Raw genomic sequence first — 22,992 nt, forward strand, 5'->3', positions numbered from 1 at the left:
TTCGTGTCGTTGGAAGTGCGCGCTCAGCCCGGGGCCTTCGCGCCGAGCGCCTCGTTGTGCTCGCCCACGCCGGGCGCGCGGTGCCGCACCCGCGGCCGCTCGCCATCGAAGGACAGCGGCAGCCCGACGATGCGCAGCTCCTCGCCGGGAATGGTCTGCAGGATGCCGATGGCCTCGGTCTGCGGCTGCGCGAGCACCTGCGCGAAGTCCTGGATCGGCGCGCAGGGAATGCCCAGGGCCTCGAGCGCCTCGAGCCACTGCTGCGTCGAGCGCGTGCGGAACACCGCCTCGAGCGCGGGGATCAGCAGCGCCTTGTGCTGCACGCGCAGCGCATTGCTCGCGAAGCGCTCATCGCGCGTCCATTCCTCGTGGCCGGCCGCGCGCGCGAGCTTGGCGAACAGCCGGTCGTTGGCCGCGGCCACCACGATCTCGCCGTCCCCGGTCGGCAGCGCCTGGAACACCACCACGTTGGGATTGCCGCTGCGGTGCCGCTCGGGCTGCTTCCCGGTGGCATGGAAGCCGGCCATCATCACCTGCAGCCAGCCCAGCGCGGTCTCGAACAGCGAGGTGTCGACCATGCAGCCCTGCCCGGTCGAAGCGCGGCGCAGCAATGCCGCGATGCAGCCCAGCGCGGCCCAGACGCCGGTGCCGAGGTCGAGCACCTGCATGCCCACGCGCGCCGGCGGCCCGCTCTCTGCGCCGTTGATGCTGAAGATGCCCGCGAAGGCCTGCACCATCGGCTCGTAGCCCGGCGCGAGGCGCATCGGTCCCTTGTGGCCGAAGGCCCAGAGCGAGCAGTACACCAGCCGCGGGTTGAGCGCGCGCAGCGCTTCGGCGCCGAGCCCCAGTTCCTCGAGCGAGCCGGGCCGCATGTTCTGCACGAACACGTCGGCCTCGGCCGCGCGCTCGCGCAGCCATTGCGCCTGCGCCGGGTCCTTGAGGTCGAGCGCGATGCTCTTCTTGCCGTGGTTCATGGCCTGGAAGGTGGTCGCGGTGCCGCGCCAGAACGGCGGGCCCCAGCCGCGCGCGTCGTCGCCCGTGCCGGGCCGCTCGATCTTCACCACCTCGGCGCCGAGCGAGGACAGGATCTCGCCCGCGTAGGGCCCGGCGATGTTCTGTCCGAGCTCGATGACCTTGATGCCGGCCAGCGGCAGCGCGGTGTTGGCGTTCGTGTCGTCCGTCATGCTTCAGCGTCCCGTGAAATGGGGCGCGCGCTTCTCGACGAAGTGCCGCACGCCCTCGCGGAAATCCTCGGTGTCGCGGCAGGCCGCGATCTCGCGGTCGGCCACGCGCGTGGCCTGCCCGAGGGTCTGGTAGCGGGCCTCGACCAGCTGCCGCTTGATGATGCGCACCGCGCGCGGCGAACTCAGCTCGGCGATCTCGGTGGCGCGCGCGAGCACCGCATCGAGAAAGCCTTCGGCCGGCAGCAGGCAGGCCAGTCCCATGCGATCGGCCTCCTCGGCCTGCAAGGTGCGGCCGGTCAGCAGCAGGTCGGCCGCATGCATCGGCCCGATCAGCCGCGGCAGCAGCCAGGCCGTGCCGTGCTCGGCCACCAGGCCGCGGCGCGCATAGGGCAGCGTGAGCTTCGCGCCAGCCGCCACGTAGCGCAGGTCGGCATGCAGCGCGATGCACAGGCCCACGCCCGCGGCCGCGCCGTTGATCGCGGCGATCAGCGGCTTGGCGAGCGCGCCGAGGTAGCCGTAGCGCTGCGCCGCGTCGTCGTCGGACTCGGCCTGCGGCACGGGCGGCCGGCCCGGGTCGGACAGCACCGCCATGTCCATGCCGGCGCAGAAGGCGCGGCCGGCGCCGCTGAGCACGATGGCGCGCACCGCGTCGTCGGCTTCGGCATGCGCGATGGCCGCGCGCAGCTCGGCCTCGAGCGTGGGCGTCCAGGCATTGAGCCGGTCGGGCCGGTCGAAGGTGATCGAGGCCACGCGGCCGATCGCCGCGTACCTCAGTTGCGTGAAATCCAAGCGTGTCTCCTGGTCCGTTGGGCCCTGCGATGGGCATGCGGCCAGTATTCCGGCGGGCTCCGGCGGCCACAACCTTAGAATTTCGGAGAACGAAATCATGGCCACGCCCCGCCCTTCCACCGCCGGCTCGACGCGCGCCCGCACGCAGGCCACCGGCACCTTCGTGCGCAGCACGCCCGGCAGCCATTCGCTCGAACGCGGCCTCGCGCTGCTGCGCGCCTTCCGGCATGGCGTGGACGTGCTGACCAACGCCGAGCTGGCCGACCGCGCGCAGCTGCCGCGGCCCACGGTCAGCCGGCTCACGCGTTCGCTGGTGGATGCGGGTTTTCTCGCCTACGACCTCGAGCAGCGCGGCTACCGCCTCACGGCCGCCTGCCTGAGCCTCGCGCTGTCCTTCCGCAGCTCGGAGGCCACGCTGGCGCGCGCACTGCCGCTGATGCGCGCGCTGGCCGAGGGCCGGCGCGTCAACGTCGGCCTCGCGGTGGCCGACCAGCTCGAGATGGTCTACCTGGAATCGGTGCGACTGAGCCGGCTCGGGATCTTCCGGCGCATCCTCTCGGGCTCGCGGATCCCGATCGCGAGCACCTCGCTGGGCTGCGCCTTCCTCGCCGGCATGCAGCCGGGCGAGCGCAAGGCCCTGCTGGGCCGGCTGCGGCAGGCGCACGGCGCCGAATGGCGCGTGCTGCAGCCGCGGGTGGAGGCCGCGCTCGAGGCGGTGCGCGAGCGCGGTTTCTGTCACGCGAACTGGGCCGCTGGCATGACCGCGGTGGCGCTGCCGCTGCGCGCGCCCTCGGGCAGCCTCTATGCGATGAACGTGAGCTTTCCCACCGCGGAGGAAGTGTCGGCCGACGCCATCGAGGCGCACGCGCAACTGCTGCTGCGCCTCGCGGCCGACCTGCGCCGCGACTGGGCGCGCTGAAGCGTCAGATCGCCACGAGCTGGCGCACGCCCTGCGCCTCCATGTCCTTGCCGAGGCCGCGCGCGATCACCTCGCCGCGCTCCATCACGAGGTAGTCGTCGGCCAGCTCCTGCGCGAAGTCGTAGTACTGCTCGCACAGCACGATCGCCATGTCGCCGCGGTCGGCCAGCATGCGGATCACGCGGCCGATGTCCTTGATGATGCTCGGCTGGATGCCCTCGGTGGGCTCGTCGAGGATCAGCAGCTTCGGCTTGGGCGCGAGCGCGCGCGCGATCGCGAGCTGCTGCTGCTGGCCGCCCGAGAGGTCGCCGCCGCGGCGCCCGATCATCTGCTTGAGCACCGGGAACAGCTCGAACAGCTCGGCCGGGATCGGCGTGCCGCCGCGCTTGTAGGCCAGGCCCATGCGCAGGTTCTCCTCCACCGTGAGGCGCGCGAAGATCTCGCGGCCCTGCGGCACGAAGCCGATGCCCGCGCGCGCGCGGTCGTAGGGCGTGGCCTTGTGGATTGGCCGGCCCTCGAGCTCGATGCTGCCGCTCTTGATCGGCACCAGGCCCATCAGCGACTTCAGCAGCGTGGTCTTGCCCACGCCGTTGCGGCCCAGCAGCACCGTGACCTTGCCCAGCGTGGCCTCGAAGCTCACGTCGCGCAGGATGTGGGAGCCGCCGTAGTACTGGTGGATGTTCTTGACTGTCAGCATGGCGTGGTTTCCTCAGCGGCCCAGGTAGACCTCGATCACGCGCTCGTCGGCCTGCACCTCGTCGAGCGAACCCTGCGCGAGCACCGAGCCGTCGCACAGCACGGTCACGATCTCGGAGATGGTGCGGATGAAGCTCATGTCGTGCTCCACCACCATCAGCGAATGCTTGCCCTTGAGCGTGAGGAACAGCTCGGCCGTGCGCGCCGTCTCCTCGTCGGTCATGCCGGCCACGGGCTCGTCGAGCAGCAGCAGCTTCGGGTCCTGCATCAGCAGCATGCCGATCTCGAGCCACTGCTTCTGGCCATGGCTCAGGTTGCCCGCCATGCGCGACACGCTGGCCGCGAGGTGGATGGTCTCGAGCACCTCGGCGAGGCGGTCGCTTTGCGCCGAGTCGAGCCTGAACAGCATCGAGGCGCGCACGCCCTTGTCGGTCTTGAGCGCGAGCTCGAGGTTCTCGAACACCGTGAGGTGCTCGAACACGGTCGGCTTCTGGAACTTGCGGCCGATGCCCAGCTGCGCGATCTCGGCCTCCTTGTGGCGCAGCAGGTCGATGGTGCTGCCGAAGAACACCGTGCCCTCGTCGGGCCGGGTCTTGCCGGTGATGATGTCCATCATCGTGGTCTTGCCCGCGCCGTTGGGGCCGATGATGCAGCGCAGCTCGCCCGGCGCGATGTCGAGCGACAGCTTGTTGATCGCCTTGAAGCCGTCGAAGCTCACGCTCACGTCTTCCAGGTAGAGGATGCGGCCGTGGGTCACGTCGACCTCGCCGGGCGTCGCGATGCGGCTGAAGCCCGCCGTGCGACCGCCCGATTCGGTGGCGCCGGTGTCGTGCGGCTGGCCCTTGGCGCGTGCGGCGCGCTCGGCGCCGGCTTCCATCAGGTCGGGCGTCATGCGCGGGCTCCCTTCGGTTCGGCATGCAACGGCGCGGCGATGGCGTCCGGCTCCATGCCTTGTTCGGTTGCCAGCGAGCGCTGGGCCTCGGCGCGCGCCGGCGATGACGCAACGGGCGCCGCCTTCTCGCGCGACAGCCACTGGCGCACCAGCCCCACGATGCCGTTCGGCAGGAACAAGGTGACCGCGATGAACAGCGCGCCGAGGAAGTACAGCCAGTACTCGGGATAGGCCACCGTGAGCCAGCTCTTCGCGCCGTTGACGATGAAGGCGCCGATGATCGGCCCGATCAGGGTCGCACGCCCGCCCACCGCGGCCCAGATCGCGATCTCGATCGAGTTGGCCGCGCTCATCTCGCTCGGGTTGATGATGCCGACCTGCGGCACGTAGAGCGCGCCGGCCACGCCGCACATCACGGCCGAGATGACCCAGATGCCGAGCTTGTAGGGCAGCGGGTTGTAGCCCGAGAACATCACGCGCGACTCGGCGTCGCGGATGGCCTGCAGCACGCGACCGAACTTGCTCGCGATCAGCCACTTGGCGAACAGGAAGAAGGCCAGCAAGGTGACGCCGGTGAGCGCGAAGATGGTCATGCGCATCTCCTGCGTGGCGATCGGGATGCCGAGGATGCGCTTGAAGTCGGTGAAGCCGTTGTTGCCGCCGAAGCCGGTCTCGTTGCGGAAGAACAGCAGCATGGCCGCGAAGGTCAGGGCCTGCGTGATGATCGAGAAGTACACGCCCTTGATGCGCGAGCGGAAGGCGAAGAAGCCGAACACGAAGGCGATCAGGCCCGGCACCGCGACGATCAGCACCAAGGTGGCAGCGAAGCTGTCGCTGAAGGTCCAGTGCCAGGGCAGCGTCTTCCAGTCGAGGAACACCATGAAGTCGGGCAGATCGCTCTTGTAGTTGCCGTCGCGGCCGATCTGGCGCATGAGGTACATGCCCATCATGTAGCCGCCGAGCGCGAAGAACAGGCCGTGGCCCAGCGAGAGGATGCCGGTGTAGCCCCAGATCAGGTCCATGGCCAGCGCGCAGATCGCGTAGCACATGATCTTGCCGACCAGCGCCACCGCGTAGTCGCTCATGTGCAGCGGGCTGTCGGCCGGCACCCACATGTTGAGCACGGGCGCCACCGCGCACACCACGATCAGCGCGACGAAGAAGGCCGTCCAGCCCTTGCCGCTCAGCAGCGGCCCCTTGGTTGGAAGTACGACCTTGCTCATGCCTCTGCGCTCCGGCCCTTCATCGCGAAGATGCCCTGCGGCCGCTTCTGGATGAAGATGATGATGAAAACGAGCACCGCGATCTTCGCGAGCACCGCGCCCGCCCAGCCTTCGATGAACTTGTTGAGGATGCCCAGCCCCAGCGCCGCGTAGACGGTGCCCGCGAGCTGGCCGACGCCGCCCATCACGACCACCATGAAGCTGTCGACGATGTAGCTCTGGCCCAGGTCGGGGCCGACGTTGCCGATCTGGCTCAGCGCGCAGCCCGCGAGGCCGGCGATGCCCGAGCCCAGTGCGAAGGCGTAGGTGTCGATGCGCGCGGTGTTCACGCCCATGCACGAGGCGATCGGGCGGTTCTGCGTGACGCCGCGCACGAACAGGCCCAGCCGCGTGCGGCCGATCAGCCAGCCCATGGCCAGCAGCACCAGCACCGCGAAGACGATGATGCACAGGCGGTTCCACGGCAGCGTGACGTTCGACAGCAGCGACAGGCCGCCGCTCATCCAGGCCGGGTTCTCCACGCCCACGTTCTGCGCGCCGAACAGCGAGCGCACCAGCTGCTGCAGCATCAGGCTGATGCCCCAGGTGGCCAGCAGGGTCTCGAGCGGGCGTCCGTAGAGGAAGCGGATCACGCCGCGCTCGAGCACCGCGCCCACCAGCGCCGAGGCCAGGAACGAGACCGGGATCGCGGCCACCAGGTACCAGCCGAAGGCGGCCTCGGGCAGGTACTTCTGGAAGATGCCCTGCATCACGTAAGTGGCGTAGGCGCCGATCATCATCAGCTCGCCATGCGCCATGTTGATGACGCCCATCAGGCCGTAGGTGATGGCCAGGCCCAGCGCGGCCAGCAGCAGCACCGAGCCCAGGCTGACGCCGCTGAACACGGCATTGAGGCGGTCGCCCCAGACCAGCGAGCCGTCGATGCTGGCGATGGAGGCCACGATCGCGGCCTTCACGTCGGCCTCGGTCTCGTCGGCCAGGCGCTGGTTGAGCAGCAGCTTGGTGTCGGGGCTGCGGCTCTCGCCGAGCTCGCGCGCGGCCACGAGGCGCTTGGCCTTGTCGGCGCTGCCGAGCATGCTGGCGGCGCGCACCAGTTCGAGCTGCGCCTTGATCTTCGGGTGGGTCTCGGCGGCCAGCGCCTTCTCGACCAGCGGCAGCCGCGATTCGTCGGGCTCCTTGAACAGCGCCTGCGCGGCCTCGGCGCGCACCGCGTCGTCCTTGCTGGTGAGCTTGAGCGCGGCCTGCGCGGCATCGAGCGCGCCGCGCATCAGGTTGTTGTTGACCACGTCCTCGGCCGTGTCGGGCACCTTGAGCTCGGCGCCGGTCACGGGGTCGTAGCCCTTGTCGTCCTTCATCACGAAGACCTTGTCTTCGGTGTACTTGACCGCGTCGTCCGACATCGCCTGGATGAAGTCGGCGGTCTTCTCGTCGGCGCTGGTGACGGCCTTGTTGAGCGCCGCGATGCGGGCTTCGGAATCGCCGGCGGCGATGGCCCGGGCTTCGTCGGCGGTCAGCGCCTGGGCGGCCGTTGCCATGAACAGCATGGCGGCGAATGCGCAGTGGAGGGTTCGTCGAAGCATCTTGAAGCGGAAGTAGGAAAGGCCCTCCCCCGGGCGGGGGAGGGAGGAACGCACTTACATCGACTTGCCGGCCGGATAGTCGGGCTTCTTGTCGTTGCCTTCGATGTACGGGCTCCACGGCTTGGCCTTGACCGGGCCCGGCGTCTTCCACACCACGTTGAACTGGCCGTCGGCCTTGATCTCGCCGATGAACACGCTCTTGTGCAGGTGGTGGTTCTTCTCGTCCATCTTCGAGACGATGCCCGAGGGCGCGGTGAAGGTCTGGCCGGCCATGGCGGCGATCACCTTGTCGGTGTCGGTCGACTTGGCCTTCTCGACCGCCTGCTTCCACATGTGGATGCCGATCCAGGTGGCTTCCATCGGGTCGTTGGTCAGCGGCTTGTCCTTGTGGCCGGCGATGTTCTTGGCCTTGGCGTAGTCGCTCCACTGCTTGATGAAGGCCGTGTTGGTCGGGTTCTTGATCGACATGAAGTAGTTCCACGCGGCCAGGTGGCCGACCAGCGGCTTGGTGTCCACGCCGCGCAGTTCTTCCTCGCCGACCGAGAAGGCCACCACCGGCACGTCCTTGGCCTTCAGGCCGGCGTTGCCGAGTTCCTTGTAGAAGGGCACGTTGGAGTCGCCGTTGATGGTCGACACCACGGCCGTCTTGCCGCCGGCCGAGAACTTCTTGATGTCGGCGACGATGGTCTGGTAGTCGCTGTGGCCGAAGGGCGTGTACTTCTCGTCGATGTCGGTGTCCTTCACGCCCTTGCTCTTGAGGTAGGCGCGCAGGATCTTGTTGGTGGTGCGCGGGTAGACGTAGTCGGTGCCCAGCAGCACCCAGCGCTTGGCGGCGCCGCCTTCCTTGCTCATCAGGTAGTCGACGGCCGGAATCGCCTGCTGGTTGGGCGCGGCGCCCGTGTAGAACACGTTCTTCGAGAGCTCTTCACCCTCGTACTGCACCGGGTAGAACAGCAGGCCGTTCATTTCCTCGACCACCGGCAGCACCGACTTGCGCGACACCGAGGTCCAGCAGCCGAAGATCACCGAGACCTTGTCCTGGCCGAGCAGCTGCTTGGTCTTCTCGGCGAACAGCGGCCAGTTCGAGGCCGGGTCGACCACCACGGGCTCGAGCTTCTTGCCGAGCACGCCGCCCTTGGCGTTGATGTCGTCGATGGCCATCAGCACCGTGTCCTTCAACACGGTTTCCGAGATGGCCATCGTGCCCGACAGCGAGTGCAGCACGCCGACCTTGATGGTGTCGGCGGCGAATGCGGGCACAGCGGAGATGCTGGCCAGCGCGACGGCGGCGGTGAGCGCCTTGAGGGTGAAACGACGTTGCATGTGGACTCCTGCTCCGGTGGGTTGAACCTGTTCGCCGGCGCGGTGCCGAGCGATGGGAGGGAGTCTGCGGAATGCACCAGGAAGGAGAAATACGCCGGGTGGCGTACACGGAGGTACTCAGGCCGCGTCAACGGCGCTACGGCGCCGGGTACTTGCGCGCGTTCGCGACCATCTTGCTGCGCGCGGCCTCGACGGGATCGATGCCGAGCTGGTCGGCCAATTGCAGCAGGTAGAGCAGCACGTCGGCGATCTCGGTGCCGACCTCGGCGCGCTTGTCGGCCGGCAGCTCGCGGCTCTGGGCCTCGGTGAGCCACTGGAAATGCTCGAGCAGCTCGGCGGCCTCGACCGAGAGCGCGGCGGCGAGGTTCTTGGGGGAGTGGAAGGGTTCCCAGTGGCGCTCGCGGGCGAAGTCGCGCAGGGCGAGCGTGAGCGATTGGAGGTCGTGGGTCATGGCGGCTCTTGGGGACACAAACATGAAAAGCCCATTTTGGGTAATAAAATGCCCAAAATGGGTAAATCGCCGATGCCGAAGCAGCTCGAAGCAACCGTCGGACTCGCCGACGCCCTGTTCACGACCACCCAGCAGCGCGTGCTGGGCTGCCTTTTCGGCCAGCCGGACCGGAGCTTCTTCTTCACCGAATTGATCAAGCTTACCGGCGCGGGCTCGGGCGCCGTGCAGCGCGAGCTCAAGCAACTGACCGACAGCGGGCTGCTCACGATGTCGCGCGTGGGCAATCAGAAGCACTACCAGGCCAATGCGCAATCGCCGATCCACGAGGAACTGAGCAGCATCGTGCGCAAGACCTTCGGGCTCGCGGGCCCGCTGCGCGAGGCGCTGCAGCCCGTGGCCGACAGGATCGAGGCCGCGTTCGTGTACGGCTCCGTGGCCAAGAAGAGCGACACGGCCGCGAGCGACATCGACCTGCTGCTGATCAGTGACGAACTTGCCTATCCGGATCTCTTTCTCGCGCTCGATGCCGTTTCCGCACGGCTCGGCCGTACAGTGAACCCGACCCTGTTCACGAGGAAGGAACTGATGCGAAAGCTCAAGGACGGCGAATCCTTCGCCACGCGCGTGATGGCTCAGCCCAAGCTCTGGGTGCTCGGCGACGCGCATGCCCTCCCCGCTTGACAACCTCTGCGGCCCTTCGAAGCCGCTCGCGGCCGAGGCGCCCGATGCGCGCGAGTTCGCGGGCTTGCTGCGTTCGGGCCATGCCCGCCTGAAGGATGCGCAGGTCGCGCAGCTCTCGCTCGAGGGCCGCTTCGACCTCGTCTACAACGCGGCCCACGCCTTGTGCCTCGCCGCCTTGCGCTGGCATGGCTACCGCTCGGGCAACCGCTTCATCGTCTTCCAGGTGCTGCCCCACACGCTGTCGCTGGGCCCCGAGGTCTGGCGCGTGCTGGCCAAGGGCCACGAGATCCGCAACCTCGGCGAGTACGAGGGCGACCTGAACGTGGACGAGCGCATCGTCCGCGACATGATCGTGGCCTGCCAGCAGGTGGCAGCGAAGCTGTCGGCGCTCCCCGCGCCCGGCGGCAGCTAGGAGTCTGCGCGGCAGAAGCCGCATCGGCTGCAACGCGCGAGAAAACGGTCCATCGCGGCGATCCCGCCTGCGCCCATAGCCCAGCTATGGGTTTGTCGGTATCACCACGCTGTCCTCGTTTTTCGCGCGTTTCGCTTCGATGCCTTCTGCCGCGCAGACTCCTAGCGCGGGCGCGCGCCCCACCGATGCAATACCGCCACCAGCAACGCCGACCCCATCAGATAGACCAGCGCCACTCCGAGCCCCGCCGCATAGGCCGCCGCATCGCCCCGCTCGCCGAGCCGCCCGTAGAACAGGATCCCGATCAGCGCCACGCCCAGTGCATTGCCCGCCTGCTGCACCATCGAGAGCACGCCCGAGGCCACGCCCGCATGCTGTGGCGGCAGGCCGGCGAGCACGCTCGAGACCAGGGGCGCCATCACCAGGCCCAGACCCGCGCCCTGCACCAGCAGCAGCGGCACCATCCAGGCGAGCAGGTGGGCATGGCCCGCGAAGGCCGCGACGTTGAGGTACTGCAGCGCATGGCCGGCCGCGAGCAGCAGCGCGCCGAGCACGATCGGCGGCTTGCCGCCGAAGCGGCGCGCGATGCGGGCGCCGCCCATCGAGGTGGCGAAGAAGCCGAGCGCCAGCGCGGTGAAGACCAGGCCCGAGCGCAGCGCGCCGAGCGCGAGGCCCTGCTGCAGGTACAGCGCGAGCACGAAGTACAGCGAGGCATTGCCGACATAGAAGGCCAGCGTGGTCAGCAGGCCGTTGACGAAGCGCGCATCGGCCATCAGTACCGGCGCCACCAGCGGCGCACCGCCGCGCGCGGCGAGCCGGCGCTGCTGGAAGGCGAACAGCAGCGCGAGCGGCAGCGCGGCCGCGAGGCACAGCCAGCTCCACAGCGGCCAGCCCTGCTGCCGACCCTCGACCAGCGGCAGCACCACCGCCACCGACGCCGCGGCCACCAGCAGCATGCCGGCGGGATCGAGCCGGCTCTGGTGGCCCCCATTGGCCAGCGGCGGAATGACGCGCGGCGCCAGCAGCAGCGCGAGCAGGCCGATCGGCAGGTTGATGAGGAAGCAGCTGCGCCAGCCGAGGCCCCACACATCAGCCTGGATCAGCAGCCCGCCCACGAGCTGGCCCAGCGTGGCGCCGAGGCCGAGCGTGAGGCCGTAGGCGGCGAAGGCACGGGCACGGTCCTCGCCGGTGTGGACCAGCCCGATCATCGCGAGCACCTGCGGCTGCAGCAGCGCACCGGCCAGGCCCTGCAGCACGCGGGCCGCCACCAGCAGCTCGGCATTGGGCGCCAGGCCGCAGGCCGCCGAGGCCAGCGTGAACAGCAGCAGGCCCGTCATGAACATGCGGCGGCGCCCGAAGAGATCGCCGAGCCGGCCGCCGGTGATCAGGCTTGCGGCGGTGGCGAGACCGTAGCCCGCCACCACCAGCTGCAAGGTGGCGGTGCTCGCGAGCAGTTCGCGCTGCATCGAGGGCAGCGCGACATTGACGATGAAGAAGTCCAGCACCACCAGGAAGGTGCCGCTGAGCATGACCCACAGGGCCAGCCGGCCGGGCCTGGCCGCGTCCGCGTTCTGGCCGGCCGAGGATGAAAGCGATGCCGCGGGAACGGCGATGTTGGACTGCGTCATGGTGGGCTCGAGTCTTGGAGGGAGGGCGCGCTGCGGCAATGACCCCGGAGGTCAAGCGATCAGACGCCGGGGGTCGGCAGGATGAACTGGTAGTCGACGGCGATGCGGCCGTCCTCGGCCAGCCGCAGGAACTCGAGCCCCAGCGCCGCCACGGGACCGCCCGCGGCGGGGACCATCTGCCAATGGAACATCACGGTGTCGTGCAGCCCTTGCGCATCGCCGGTGGCGATGAAGCGGAAGCCGCCATCGCGCACGTTCTTCTCGTGCGAGCCGGTGACGCGCTGCGCCAGCGCCTCGTAACCCTTGGCCTGCAGCGTGCGCACGTAGTGCTCGCCCTGGGGCACCCACAGTGCGGCGATGGCGTCGCGGCGGGCGTCGGCGTCGGTCAGGTTCCAGAGGGCGACGTAGCGGTCGGCCAGTTCGGTGAAGCGGGTCTTGGCATGCATGGCGTGTGCTCCTGTGCGGTGAGAGTGAATCGGCAGTTTCTGCCGCACTCGATGGACAGTGAATGCCTGAAAAGCCGACAATCTTGTCCATTCGTCCACCGCCACCGGAGCCTTCATGGACCCCCTCGACGACGTTTTCGCGGCCATGCGCGTGCGCAGCGCCCTGTATGCCCGGCTCGAGGCCGGTGCGCCCTGGGGCGTGCGCCTGGCCGGCGGCGAGAGCGCGCGTTTCGGCCTCGTGGTGCGCGGCGGTTGCCTGCTCGAGGTCGAGGGGGCGGACCACCCCGTCGCGCTCGCCGCGGGCGATTGCTACGTGCTGGCCCACGGCACGCCCTATGTGCTGCGCGACCATCCGACCACGCCCACGGTGAGCTGCGCCTCGGTCGTGCGCGACCGCATCGGCGGCGTCGTCGAGCTGGGCGGCACGGGCACCGCGGCCTCGGTGATCTGCGGCTGGTTCCACTTCGACCAGCGCGCCGCGCGTCCGCTGCTCGACCTGCTGCCGGTGCTGCTGCACGTGAAGATGGAACAGGCGCGCGCCCTCGCGCTGCAGGGCACGCTGCAACTGCTGGCCATGGAGACCGGCGAGCCCGGCCTGGGCTCGGGCCTGCTCGTGAGCCGGCTGGCCGACATCGTGTTCGTGCAGGCGGTGCGCGCGCATGTCGCGGCCGCGGGCGATGCGCAGACCGGCTGGCTGGCCGCGCTGGCCGATGCGCGCATCGGTCCCGCGCTGCGCGCGATGCACAAGGACATGGCACGCGCCTGGACGGTGGAATCGCTGGCCTCGGCCGCGAGCCTGTCGCGCTCGGCCTTCGCGCAGCGCTTCCGCGAGCGCGTGGGGCAGGCACCGCTGGAATACCTCACGCAGTGGCGCATGTTCAAGGCCGGCAACATGCTGGGCCAGGGCAACGCCGCGCTGGGCACCATCGCCGGCGCGGTGGGCTACGAATCGGAAGCCGCCTTCAGCAAGGCCTTCAAGCGCGAGAAGGGCATGGCGCCCGGTGCATGGCGCGCCGCGGCGCGCGAGAACGCCACGGCGTGAAAGAGCGCCTCAGGCCTGCTTGGCCGCGTGCCTGAACTGCGCCATGGCAAAGGCCCAGGCCATCCGCGTGGCATCGGGCCCGGCCGCATCGCTGAACATCAGCTTCGACGCACCGCCGCTCCACGCATGCCCCAGCCCGGCGATCTCGCACAGCGAGACCACCGTGCGGCCCTTGCGCTTGAAGTCGGTCACGCGCATCGGGCGGCGCTTGCCGCGCTGCACGTCGCGCGCCACGCCGGGCCGCGCGCCCATGGCCGTGGCCCACACGGCGGCGCTGTTGACGGCATTGCTGGGCACGACCACGGCATCGGCATCGCCGTGCAGCACGAGCATCGGCGGCAGGGTCGCGAGGACGGCCGCGGCACCCATCGCCTTGCCGACGGCGGTGACGGGCATCGGCGGCACGTTCTGGCCGCGCATCGCGCCGAGCGCGGTGGCCGACGACTTGGCCGCACCGGGCGCCACGCCCGAATGCATGACCACCGCGCGAAAGCGCTGCGGATAGCGCGTGGCCAGCAGCGCCGCCATGCTGGCGCCGGCGGAGAGGCCGGCCAGCGCGACGCGCTCGCGGTCCACCGGGTAGAGCATGCAGGCCTGGTCGACCGCGGCCATCAGCGTCGCGGCCTCGGCATCGGCCTTGCCGGAGCGGCGCTCATACCAGTTCCAGCAGCCCTGGGGATGCGCGAGCCGGTCCTGCTCGGGGTAGAGCACCAGGAAGCGCTGGCGCGCCGCCAGCGCGTTCATGCGCGTGCTGGCCGCGAAGTCGCGCCCGGTCTGGCCGCAGCCGTGCAGCATGACCATGAGCGGCAGCTTCTCGCCGGGCTGCAGATGCAGGTCGGCGGGACGGAACAGGTGATAGCGCCGCGCGCCGCCGGGACCGATCGCCATGCCGCCGAGCCAGTCGCCCTTGCCGGGCGGCGGCTTGAGCCGCTTGGCCGTCGCGCGCTGCACCTGGCCCGCCACGCGCTGGCTGTTGCGCAGCGTGAGCTTCGTGAGCGCCTTCAGGTTGCGCTCGTAGGCGCGGGCGAAGACGGAAGCGGTGGAACGGCGGGCCATGGCGCTCAAGTGTGAGGGCAAAGCGGCGCCCAACCTAGGGCCATGCCAGGGCACCCGTGGAACCGGCTTTGCCGGGCCACAGGGGTGCGCCCCCTTGAGGGGGGATCCGAAGCGACACGAAGTGCGCGGAGATTCGGGGGTAGGTTAATAAACCTCGGGGACGATCATGCTCGCGGGGACGGGCTGGCGCAGGTAGTCCGCATGGCGCACGCGGGCCGGCAGCTCCACCGGTGCATGCGGCACCATCTCGTAGGGCAACTGGCCCAGCAGGTGGCTGATGCAGTTCAGGCGCGCCTTCTTCTTGTCGACCGCCTGCACCACCCACCACGGGGCCTCGGGGATGTGGGTGCGTTCCAGCATCGTTTCCTTGGCCTTGGTGTATTCCTCCCAGCGGCGGCGGCTCTCGAGGTCCATCGGGCTGAGCTTCCACTGCTTGAGCGGATCGTGGATGCGGCCGAGGAAGCGCATGTGCTGCTCGTCGTCGGTGATGGAGAACCAGTACTTGATGAGCTTGATGCCCGAGCGCACGAGCATCTTCTCGAACTCGGGCACGGTGCGGAAGAACTCCTCGTACTCGTCGTCGGTGCAGAAGCCCATCACGCGTTCGACGCCGGCGCGGTTGTACCAGCTGCGGTCGAACAGCACCATCTCGCCGGCGGCCGGCAGGTGCGCCACGTAGCGCTGGAAGTACCACTGGGTGCGTTCGCGGTCGTTGGGCGCGGGCAGCGCGGCCACGCGGGCCACGCGCGGGTTCAGCCGCTGGGTGATGCGCTTGATGACGCCGCCCTTGCCGGCCGCGTCGCGACCCTCGAACAGGATCACGACCTTCTGCTTGCTGTGCTGGACCCAGTCCTGCAGCTTCACCAGTTCGCCCTGCAGGCGGAACAGTTCCTTGAAATAGGCCTGGCGGGCTGCCTTGTCGGACGCGCCGTTCGTGCCGGCGGGCTCGCCGTCGAGGCCGTCGACGTTGCGGTCCTCGATCTCCAGCTCGAGCTCCTCGTCGTAGCTGTCGATGAGGTCTCGGGCGATGCGCTGCATCAGTTCTTCGTGGTCGGGAAGGGCGCTCGTCGGCATGGTGAAGGGGCAAGAGTGGCGGGATCGGGGAAAACCATGCTGCATGGACCAGATGACGCCGGCGTGACGGTTTCGCGGCCGAAACCTGTAGGCCGACACGCCGTTGTCACACGGCGCGAACACCATTTCTCCCACTACAACACTTCAGAACGCTTCCATGAACACGCTCGCCGCCCCGAATACGGACATGCCGGCCGCGCCGGCAGGGTCCGCAGCCCACCGCCCGAAGCTCGACGCCCGGCCCGGTCCGGTCGCCCTGATCACCTTCGTCGGCCTGCTGGCCGTCGGCCTGCTCTACACGGCATGGAGCCTGGTGAGCGACGTCTCCGACTCCGGCGCGCCCATGACCACCTGGGTGCCCTACATCCTGCTGGGCGTGGCGCTGCTGATCGCGCTGGGCTTCGAGTTCGTCAACGGCTTCCACGACACCGCCAACGCGGTGGCGACGGTGATCTACACCCACTCGCTGCCGCCGAACTTCGCGGTCGTGTGGTCGGGCTTCTTCAATTTCCTGGGCGTGCTGGTCTCCAGCGGCGCGGTGGCCTTCGGCATCATCGCGCTGCTGCCGGTGGAGCTGATCCTGCAGGTGGGCTCGGGCGCGGGCTTCGCGATGGTGTTCGCGCTGCTGATCGCCGCCATCATCTGGAACCTCGGCACCTGGTGGCTGGGGCTGCCGGCCTCCTCCTCGCACACGCTGATCGGCTCGATCATCGGCGTGGGCGTGGCCAACGCGCTGATGCACGGGCGCGACGGCACCAGCGGGGTGGACTGGGCGCAGGCCACCAAGGTCGGCTATTCGCTCCTGCTGTCGCCGCTGGTGGGCTTCGGCTGCGCCGCGCTGCTGCTGCTGGCGCTGCGCGCCTTCGTGAAGAACCGCGCGCTGTATGAAGAACCCAAGGGCAGCGAGCCGCCGCCGTGGTGGATCCGCGGCCTGCTGATCCTGACCTGCACCGGCGTCTCGTTCGCGCACGGCTCCAACGACGGCCAGAAGGGCATGGGCCTGATCATGCTGATCCTGGTGGGCACGGTGCCGATGGCCTATGCGCTCAACCGCGCCATGCCGGCCGACCAGACGGTGAAGTTCGTGGCCGTGGCCGAGGTGGCGCAGGGCGCGATGCAGCGCAGCCTGCCGACCTCGCTGCCCGCGCTGCAGCCGGCGGCCGCGCGCGACTCGCTCGCGACCTACGTGCGCACCCGCGAGTTCAACGACACGGTGGTGCCCGCGCTGGCCTCTGTCACCGGCAGCATCGCGCAGCAGGTCAGGCAGCACGGCTCGCTGGCCCGCCTGCCGGCCGACGCGGTGGCCAACGTGCGCAACGACATGTACCTGACCTCCGAGGCGATCCGCCATCTGGACAAGAGCGGCGCCGCGCGCTTCGACGCCGACACCAAGGCCCGCGTCGGCGCGCTGCGCCAGGAACTCGACGACGCCACCCGCTTCATCCCGCTGTGGGTGAAGGTGGCGGTGGCGATCGCGCTGGGCCTCGGCACCATGATCGGCTGGAAGCGCATCGTGGTGACCGTGGGCGAGAAGATCGGCAAGACCCACCTGAGCTATGCCCAGGGCGCCTCGGCCGAGGTGGTGGCGATGGTGACCATCGGCGCGGCCGACATGTACGGCCTGCCGGTCTCGACCACGCACGTGCTGTCCTCGGGCGTGGCCGGCACCATGACCGCGAGCGGCTCGGGCCTGCAGATGTCGACGCTGCGCAACCTCGCGCTGGCCTGGGTGCTGACGCTGCCGGCGGCGATGCTGCTGTCGGGCGTGCTGTACTGGCTGTTCACGCACCTGTTCTGAAGCATCGCGCACCTTGCCGGCACTCCATGACCTGGCCGCCAATTCGTATGGCGGCGACGAAGCCGGGCTGATCTGCGGCTACCTGTTCGACCCGGGCGCGTCGGGCCCCGACGCCTCGCGCGAGATCGATTCGAGCCAGGCCGCGGCCTGGCTCGATGCGCTGCCGCCCGACGAAGAGCTGGCGGGCGCGCCCTTCGAGGGCCCCTACGCCTGGCTGCACTTCAACCTGAGCCATGCCCAGGCCGAGCGCTGGCTGCGGCGCCACGCGCGGCTGTCGGACACCTTCTACGAGACGCTGCACGAGGGCCTGCCCTCCACGCGCATCGAGCGCGCCGACGATGCGCTGATCGCGGTCATCAACGACGTGCACTTCGATTTCAGCTTCGAGCCCTCGGACATCTCGACGCTGTGGATCGCGGTCGGCGCGCGGCTGGTCGTGACCGCGCGCAGCAAGCCGCTGCGCTCGGTCGACGCGCTGCGCACCGCGGTCAAGGCCGGCGACGCGCCGGGCTCGAGCACCGAGCTGCTCGAGCACCTGCTGCGCGCGCAGGCCGACGTGCTGGTGAAGATCGTGCGCGGCGTGACCGGCCGCGTCGACCGCATCGAGGACGAACTGCTGGCCGGCCGGCTCGACCACAAGCGCGCGCGCCTGGGCCTGATGCGCCGGCTGCTGGTGCGGCTGCAGCGCCTGCTGGCGCCCGAGCCGGCGGCGCTGTTCCGGCTGCTGCAGCGCCCGCCGGGCTGGATGGCCGAGGACGACACGCAGGAGCTGCGCGGCGCGACCGAGGAGTTCTCGGTGGTGCTGCGCGACATGCAGGCGCTGCAGGAACGCATCAAGCTGCTGCAGGAAGAGATCGCCGCCAACGTCAACGAGGACAACAACCGCAGCCTGTTCGTGCTGACGGTGGTCACGGTGCTGGCGCTGCCGATCAACATCCTGGCCGGCCTGTTCGGCATGAACGTCGGCGGCATCCCGCTGGCCGAGCACAAGCACGGCTTCTGGATCGTGGTGGCGATCGTCGCCACCTTCACCGCGGTGGCCGCCTGGGCCGCTTTCAGGAAGAAGCGCTGAGCCGCTCCACCGCTGCGGTTAATGCTATTTATCTAGTAGCAAATACGAGCACCCATGCGACCGTGTCGACAGGCCGGAGCGCCTAGAATCGACCGGTGTCCTCCATTCTCAATGCCGACCTGCACTGCCACTCCGTGGTGTCCGACGGCACACTGACGCCCGAAGAACTCGCCGTGCGCGCCGCCAGCAATGGCGTCGACCTGTGGGCGCTGACCGACCACGACGAGATCGGTGGCCAGCACCGCGCCGCCGCCGCCGCGCGCGAGAACGGCATGCGCTACCTCACCGGCACCGAGATCTCGGTCACCTTCGCGGGCGAGACCGTGCACATCGTCGGCCTGGGCTTCGACCCCGACGACGCCGCCATGACCCAGGGCCTGTACGACACCCGCGGCGGCCGCGGCAAGCGCGCGCAGGAAATGTCCGAGGGGCTGGCCAAGGTCGGCATCCAGGGCGCCTACGAAGGCGCGCTCAAGTTCGTCGGCAACCCCGAGCTGATCTCGCGCACCCACTTCGCGCGCTTCCTGGTCGAGCAGGGCCACTGCCGCGACACGCCCGAGGTGTTCCGCAAATACCTCACCGAGGGCAAGCCCGGCTACGTGCCGCACCGCTGGGCCACGCTCAAGGATGCAGTGCACTGGATCACCTCGGCCAAGGGCCTGGCCGTGATCGCGCACCCGGGCCGCTACAAGTTCAGCGCCAACGAGGAGTACGCGCTGTTTCTCGAGTTCAAGGCGCACGGCGGACAGGCCATCGAGGTCGTCACCGGCAGCCACACCCCGGCCGAATACGTCGAGTACGCCGACAAGGCGCTCGAGTTCGGTTTCGCCGCCTCGCGCGGCAGCGATTTCCACAGCCCCGACGAAAGCCACTGCGACCTCGGCAAGCTGCCGCCGCTGCATGCTTCGCTCACGCCGGTATGGGAACTGCTCGGCCACCGAATCCAGACCTAGCGTGAGCCAACAGCCCGGGACCGCGACCGAGAGCGCCGCAACCCAAGCGCTGGCCCTGGCCCGCGCCGCGGCCCAGGCCGCCTCCAGCCGCGAGTCCGAACGCATCCTGGCCGGCATCGGCCTCGTCGTGCTGGCCGTGGCCTGCTTCGCCACGCTCGACACCGCCACCAAGATCTCGACCGCGAGCGTGCCGATCCTGATGGGCGTGTGGTTCCGCTATGCCTTCCAGGCCGTGGCCACCACCGCCGTGCTGCTGCCGCTGCGCGGCACCGCGCTGCTGCGCACCGCCCATCCGCGCTACCAGGCGCTGCGCGGGGCGCTGCTGCTGGGCTCGAGCCTGTTCGCCTTCATGAGCCTGCGCTACATGCCGCTGGCCGAGTTCACCTCGATCGTGCTGATCGCGCCGCTGGTGATCACGCTGCTGGCGGCCACCACGCTCAAGGAGCAGGTCTCGCCGCTGCGCTGGACGCTGGTGGCGGGCGGCTTCGCGGGCACGCTGGTCATCCTGCGGCCCGGCGGCGGCGCCTTCAGCTGGGCCATCCTGCTGCCGATCGGCCTGGTGATGACCAACGCCTGGTTCCAGGTGCTCACGAGCAAGCTCGCGCAGACCGAGAACCCGCTGACCATGCACTTCTACACCGGCTGGGTCGGCACGCTGCTGGCCTCGCTGGCCGTGCCCTTCGCCTGGACCGCGCTGCCCTCGTGGCACTGGTGGGCGCTGCTGTGCCTCATGGGCCTGATGGGCACGGTGGGACACTTCATGCTGATCCTCGCCTACCAGCGCGCGCCAGCCTCCACCCTCACGCCCTACCTCTATGCGCAGATCGCGTTCGCGATGCTCGGCGGCTGGCTGATGTTCTCCCACGTGCCCGATGTCGTGTCGCTGGTCGGCATGGCGATGATCGCGGTCTGCGGCGCGGCCGGTGCCTGGCTCACCGTGCGCGAGCGCCGCGTGCCGATCGAACCGGCGGAATCCTGATCAGGAGCGTTTTTCATGGCCCAGTACTTCGAAGTCCACCCCGAGAACCCCCAGCAGCGCCTGCTCAAGCAGGCCGTGGCGCTGCTGCAGCGCGGCGAGATCGTCGCCGTGCCCACCGACTCCAGCTACGCGCTGGCCTGCCACCTCGACGACAAGGACGCGGTCGACCAGCTGCGCCGCATCCGCCAGGTCGACGACAAGCACCACCTGACCCTGATCTGCCGCGACCTCAGCGAGCTCGCGAACTACGCGCGCGTGGACAACAAGCAGTACCGCCTGCTGAAGGCCGCCACGCCCGGCCCCTATACCTTCCTGCTCGAAGCCACCAAGGAAGTGCCGCGGCGCGTGAGCCATCCGCAGCGCAAGACCATCGGCCTGCGCGTGCCCGACCACAAGGTGCTGCTCGAGCTGCTGGCGCTGCATGGCGCGCCGCTTTTGGCCACCACGCTGATCGCGCCCGGCGAGACCGAGGCGCTCAACGACGCCGAGGTCATCCGCGAGCGCTTCGAGAAGCAGATCGCGGGCGTGATCGACGCCGGCGCCTGCCCCTCCCAGCCGACCACCGTGGTCGACCTCACGCCCATGGGCAGCGGCGACGATCCGGTGGTGGTGCGCCAGGGGCGCGGGGCGCTCTCCGTGCTGGGGCTGTGATGCAGCCTTCGTTTTCCCCTTGTTCCGTCTGACACAATCTCGCAGTGGATATCTCCAATCTGATACAGACGGTCCTGATCTATGCGCTGCCCGTGATCTTCGCGATCACCGTGCACGAAGCCGCGCACGGCTACGTGGCGCGCTACCTCGGCGACAACACGGCGGCGGTCATGGGCCGCGTCACGCTCAACCCGATGAAGCACATCGACCCCATCGGGACCATCCTGATGCCGCTGATGCTCTACTTCGCGACCTCGGGCGCCTTCCTGTTCGGCTATGCCAAGCCGGTGCCGGTCAATTTCGGCCGGCTGCGCCATCCCAAGCGCGACATGGTCTGGGTGGCCCTGGCCGGTCCGGCCTCGAACTTCATCCAGGCGATCCTCTGGGCCGTGGTCTGGGCGGTGCTCGTCGGCGTGGGCGTGCAGGAGCCCTTCTTCGTCAAGATGGCGCAGGGCGGCGTGCTGGTCAACCTCGTGATGTGGGCCTTCAACCTCTTCCCGCTGCCTCCGCTCGACGGCGGCCGCGTGCTGGCCGGGCTGCTGCCCAACGGGCCGGCGCAGAATTTCCTCGCTCGCATCGAGCCCTACGGTTTCTTCATCGTGATGGGCCTGGTGCTCGCGGGCATCGTCAGCAGGTTCTGGCTGATGCCGCTGATGAGCGTGGGCTACGAGGTGCTCGATCTGCTGATCGGGCCGCTGCAGGCCCTGTTGCGTTGATGTTGCGTTAGTTTCCAGTTCCGACCATGGCTTCGTCCTCCCCCTCCCCGCTGCGCGTCCTCACCGGCATCACGCCCTCCGGCACGCCCCATCTCGGCAACTACGTCGGCTCGATCCGCCATTCGGTGCGCCAGAGCGTCGCACCCGGCGTCGAGAGCTACTTCTTCCTGGCCGACTACCACGCCCTCATCAAGGTGCAGGAGCCCGCGAAGATCCAGCGCTCCACCCTGGAGATCGCCGCCAGCTGGCTGGCCTGCGGGCTCGATCCCGAACGCGTCACCTTCTACCGCCAGTCCGACATCCCCGAGATCCCCGAGCTCACCTGGTTCCTGACCTGCGTCACCGGCAAGGGCGTGCTCAACCGCGCCCATGCCTACAAGGCCCAGGTCGACAAGAACACGGCCAAGGGCGAGGACGTCGATGCCGACGTCACGGCGGGCCTGTTCATGTACCCGGTGCTGATGGGTGCGGACATCCTGATGTTCAACGCCCACAAGGTGCCCGTGGGCCGCGACCAGGTGCAGCACATCGAGATGGCGCGCGACATGGCGCAGCGCTTCAACCATCTCTACGGCGACCACTTCACGCTGCCGGACGCCGAGATCGACGAGGCCGTCGCCACCCTGCCCGGCCTCGACGGCCGCAAGATGAGCAAGAGCTACAACAACACGATCCCGTTGTTCACGCCGCGCGCCCAGTTGCAAAAGCAGATCGCCAGCATCGTGACCGACTCGCGTGCGCCCGGCGAGCCCAAGGAGACCGAGGGCTCGGCGCTGTTCCAGATCTACCAGGCCTTCGCGAGCGCCGAGGAAACCGAGGCGCTGCGCAAGTCCTACGCCGAGGGCATCGCCTGGGGCGACGCCAAGCAGGTGCTGTTCGAGCGCATCGACCGCGAGGTGGCGCCGCTGCGCGAGCGCTACGAGGCGCTGATGGCCGACCCGGCGCAGATCGAGCGCACGCTGCTGGCCGGTGCCGACAAGGCGCGCGCGCTGTCACGCCCGTTCATGACGCGGCTGCGCCATGCCGTCGGCCTGCGCAACCTGGCCGACGCGGGCGACGGCGCCAAGGCGCGCAAGGGCGGCAAGGGGGCCGGCAAGGCCGGCTTCAAGCAATACCGCGAACGCGACGGGATGTTCTATTTCAAGCTGCTCGACGCGAGCGGCGAAACCCTGCTGCAGAGCCGAGCATTCGCCTCGCCGCAGGAGGCCGGCCGTACCATCGCGGCGCTGCAGGAGCAGCGCGGCGCGGCCTTGGCGACTTATGCGGATCGGCTCGAGCCGATCGCCACGGATGAAGGATTGCGCGCCGCGAGCGAGGCGCTGGAGGCACTGTCGGAGGCCACCGCCACCACCAAGGGCGGCTGATCCGGCAACCGCCACCGGCCCATCCGCCGGTGGACGAGAAGAGAGAAGACGGTGCGATCACAA

At 69.3% G+C, this 22,992-nt stretch carries 23 protein-coding genes; 11 read left to right on the plus strand and 12 right to left on the minus strand.

Going from position 1 to position 22,992, the window contains the following annotated elements; genetic code table 11:
• Positions 1 to 23: 23 nt before the first annotated feature.
• The gene (locus ACODT0_RS16550) at positions 24 to 1,184 is read right to left on the minus strand and encodes a CaiB/BaiF CoA transferase family protein (protein WP_489041748.1); all 1,161 of its coding nucleotides are present in this window, start codon (positions 1,182 to 1,184) and stop codon (positions 24 to 26) included.
• Between the two features lie 3 nt (positions 1,185 to 1,187).
• Positions 1,188 to 1,973, minus strand: coding sequence for an enoyl-CoA hydratase-related protein (locus ACODT0_RS16555; RefSeq protein WP_489041749.1), 786 nt, complete (start codon positions 1,971 to 1,973; stop codon positions 1,188 to 1,190).
• A 97-nt stretch (positions 1,974 to 2,070) separates the two neighbouring features.
• Here ACODT0_RS16555 and ACODT0_RS16560 point away from each other — a divergent pair, with 97 nt between their 5' ends.
• On the plus strand, positions 2,071 to 2,892 hold the full coding sequence (locus tag ACODT0_RS16560; protein WP_261210718.1) for an IclR family transcriptional regulator: 822 nt from the start codon (positions 2,071 to 2,073) through the stop codon (positions 2,890 to 2,892).
• Between the two features lie 4 nt (positions 2,893 to 2,896).
• Here ACODT0_RS16560 and urtE read toward each other — a convergent pair whose 3' ends face one another.
• From urtE to ACODT0_RS16590, 6 genes are all read right to left on the minus strand, one after another.
• Positions 2,897 to 3,589, minus strand: coding sequence for an urea ABC transporter ATP-binding subunit UrtE (gene urtE, locus ACODT0_RS16565; RefSeq protein WP_057594408.1), 693 nt, complete (start codon positions 3,587 to 3,589; stop codon positions 2,897 to 2,899).
• 12 nt (positions 3,590 to 3,601) lie between these two features.
• A complete protein-coding gene (urtD, locus tag ACODT0_RS16570; RefSeq protein ID WP_057594409.1) occupies positions 3,602 to 4,480 on the minus strand; it encodes an urea ABC transporter ATP-binding protein UrtD in 879 nt (292 codons plus the stop codon).
• On the minus strand, positions 4,477 to 5,703 hold the full coding sequence (urtC, locus tag ACODT0_RS16575) for an urea ABC transporter permease subunit UrtC (RefSeq protein WP_489041750.1): 1,227 nt from the start codon (positions 5,701 to 5,703) through the stop codon (positions 4,477 to 4,479). Before urtC ends, urtD begins: the two co-directional genes overlap by 4 nt.
• Entirely contained in the window at positions 5,700 to 7,247 is a 1,548-nt protein-coding gene (urtB, locus tag ACODT0_RS16580; protein WP_261210715.1) for an urea ABC transporter permease subunit UrtB, read from the minus strand. The genes urtC and urtB overlap by 4 nt, the downstream gene beginning before the upstream one ends.
• 90 nt (positions 7,248 to 7,337) lie before the next feature.
• Positions 7,338 to 8,606: an urea ABC transporter substrate-binding protein gene (urtA, locus tag ACODT0_RS16585; RefSeq protein ID WP_057594412.1), complete on the minus strand. Its 1,269-nt coding sequence runs from the start codon at positions 8,604 to 8,606 to the stop codon at positions 7,338 to 7,340.
• A gap of 136 nt (positions 8,607 to 8,742) precedes the next feature.
• On the minus strand, positions 8,743 to 9,057 hold the full coding sequence (locus ACODT0_RS16590; protein ID WP_057594413.1) for a nucleotide pyrophosphohydrolase: 315 nt from the start codon (positions 9,055 to 9,057) through the stop codon (positions 8,743 to 8,745).
• Between the two features lie 57 nt (positions 9,058 to 9,114).
• Between ACODT0_RS16590 and ACODT0_RS16595 the strand changes: the two genes are divergently transcribed.
• Positions 9,115 to 9,738, plus strand: a complete 624-nt coding sequence (locus ACODT0_RS16595) for a transcriptional regulator (protein ID WP_489041751.1) — start codon at positions 9,115 to 9,117, stop codon at positions 9,736 to 9,738.
• On the plus strand, positions 9,722 to 10,150 hold the full coding sequence (locus ACODT0_RS16600; RefSeq protein ID WP_489041752.1) for a hypothetical protein: 429 nt from the start codon (positions 9,722 to 9,724) through the stop codon (positions 10,148 to 10,150). The genes ACODT0_RS16595 and ACODT0_RS16600 overlap by 17 nt, the downstream gene beginning before the upstream one ends.
• Positions 10,151 to 10,311: 161 nt before the next feature.
• Here ACODT0_RS16600 and ACODT0_RS16605 read toward each other — a convergent pair whose 3' ends face one another.
• Both ACODT0_RS16605 and ACODT0_RS16610 read right to left on the minus strand, forming a co-directional pair.
• A complete protein-coding gene (locus ACODT0_RS16605; protein ID WP_489041753.1) occupies positions 10,312 to 11,778 on the minus strand; it encodes an MFS transporter in 1,467 nt (488 codons plus the stop codon).
• Between the two features lie 59 nt (positions 11,779 to 11,837).
• A complete protein-coding gene (locus tag ACODT0_RS16610) occupies positions 11,838 to 12,224 on the minus strand; it encodes a nuclear transport factor 2 family protein (protein WP_208507800.1) in 387 nt (128 codons plus the stop codon).
• A gap of 115 nt (positions 12,225 to 12,339) precedes the next feature.
• Here ACODT0_RS16610 and ACODT0_RS16615 point away from each other — a divergent pair, with 115 nt between their 5' ends.
• A complete protein-coding gene (locus tag ACODT0_RS16615; protein WP_489041754.1) occupies positions 12,340 to 13,266 on the plus strand; it encodes an AraC family transcriptional regulator in 927 nt (308 codons plus the stop codon).
• Between the two features lie 9 nt (positions 13,267 to 13,275).
• Here the strand turns inward: ACODT0_RS16615 and ACODT0_RS16620 are convergent, their stop codons facing one another.
• Both ACODT0_RS16620 and ppk2 read right to left on the minus strand, forming a co-directional pair.
• The gene (locus ACODT0_RS16620) at positions 13,276 to 14,322 is read right to left on the minus strand and encodes an extracellular catalytic domain type 1 short-chain-length polyhydroxyalkanoate depolymerase (RefSeq protein WP_489041755.1); all 1,047 of its coding nucleotides are present in this window, start codon (positions 14,320 to 14,322) and stop codon (positions 13,276 to 13,278) included.
• Between the two features lie 144 nt (positions 14,323 to 14,466).
• Positions 14,467 to 15,396 (minus strand): polyphosphate kinase 2, encoded by a 930-nt coding sequence (ppk2, locus tag ACODT0_RS16625; RefSeq protein ID WP_057594416.1) that lies wholly within the window; start codon positions 15,394 to 15,396, stop codon positions 14,467 to 14,469.
• 157 nt (positions 15,397 to 15,553) lie between these two features.
• Between ppk2 and ACODT0_RS16630 the strand changes: the two genes are divergently transcribed.
• The 7 genes from ACODT0_RS16630 to ACODT0_RS16660 all read left to right on the plus strand — a co-directional run bounded on the left by ACODT0_RS16630 (position 15,554) and on the right by ACODT0_RS16660 (position 22,929).
• Positions 15,554 to 17,194, plus strand: coding sequence for an inorganic phosphate transporter (locus tag ACODT0_RS16630; protein WP_057594417.1), 1,641 nt, complete (start codon positions 15,554 to 15,556; stop codon positions 17,192 to 17,194).
• Between the two features lie 13 nt (positions 17,195 to 17,207).
• Positions 17,208 to 18,266, plus strand: a complete 1,059-nt coding sequence (locus ACODT0_RS16635) for a transporter (RefSeq protein WP_261210713.1) — start codon at positions 17,208 to 17,210, stop codon at positions 18,264 to 18,266.
• Between the two features lie 95 nt (positions 18,267 to 18,361).
• Positions 18,362 to 19,219: a 3',5'-nucleoside bisphosphate phosphatase gene (locus ACODT0_RS16640; RefSeq protein WP_057594419.1), complete on the plus strand. Its 858-nt coding sequence runs from the start codon at positions 18,362 to 18,364 to the stop codon at positions 19,217 to 19,219.
• A 1-nt stretch (position 19,220) separates the two neighbouring features.
• Positions 19,221 to 20,198: a DMT family transporter gene (locus tag ACODT0_RS16645; RefSeq protein ID WP_261210712.1), complete on the plus strand. Its 978-nt coding sequence runs from the start codon at positions 19,221 to 19,223 to the stop codon at positions 20,196 to 20,198.
• Between the two features lie 15 nt (positions 20,199 to 20,213).
• Entirely contained in the window at positions 20,214 to 20,849 is a 636-nt protein-coding gene (locus ACODT0_RS16650) for an L-threonylcarbamoyladenylate synthase (RefSeq protein WP_057594421.1), read from the plus strand.
• A gap of 44 nt (positions 20,850 to 20,893) precedes the next feature.
• Positions 20,894 to 21,565 carry a site-2 protease family protein gene (locus ACODT0_RS16655; protein WP_057594422.1) on the plus strand — a complete coding sequence of 224 codons (672 nt, stop codon included), beginning with the start codon at positions 20,894 to 20,896 and terminating at the stop codon, positions 21,563 to 21,565.
• A gap of 26 nt (positions 21,566 to 21,591) precedes the next feature.
• Positions 21,592 to 22,929, plus strand: coding sequence for a tryptophan--tRNA ligase (locus ACODT0_RS16660; RefSeq protein ID WP_261210711.1), 1,338 nt, complete (start codon positions 21,592 to 21,594; stop codon positions 22,927 to 22,929).
• Positions 22,930 to 22,992 lie beyond the last annotated feature (63 nt).

This window comes from Variovorax sp. FG153 (assembly GCF_057809595.1).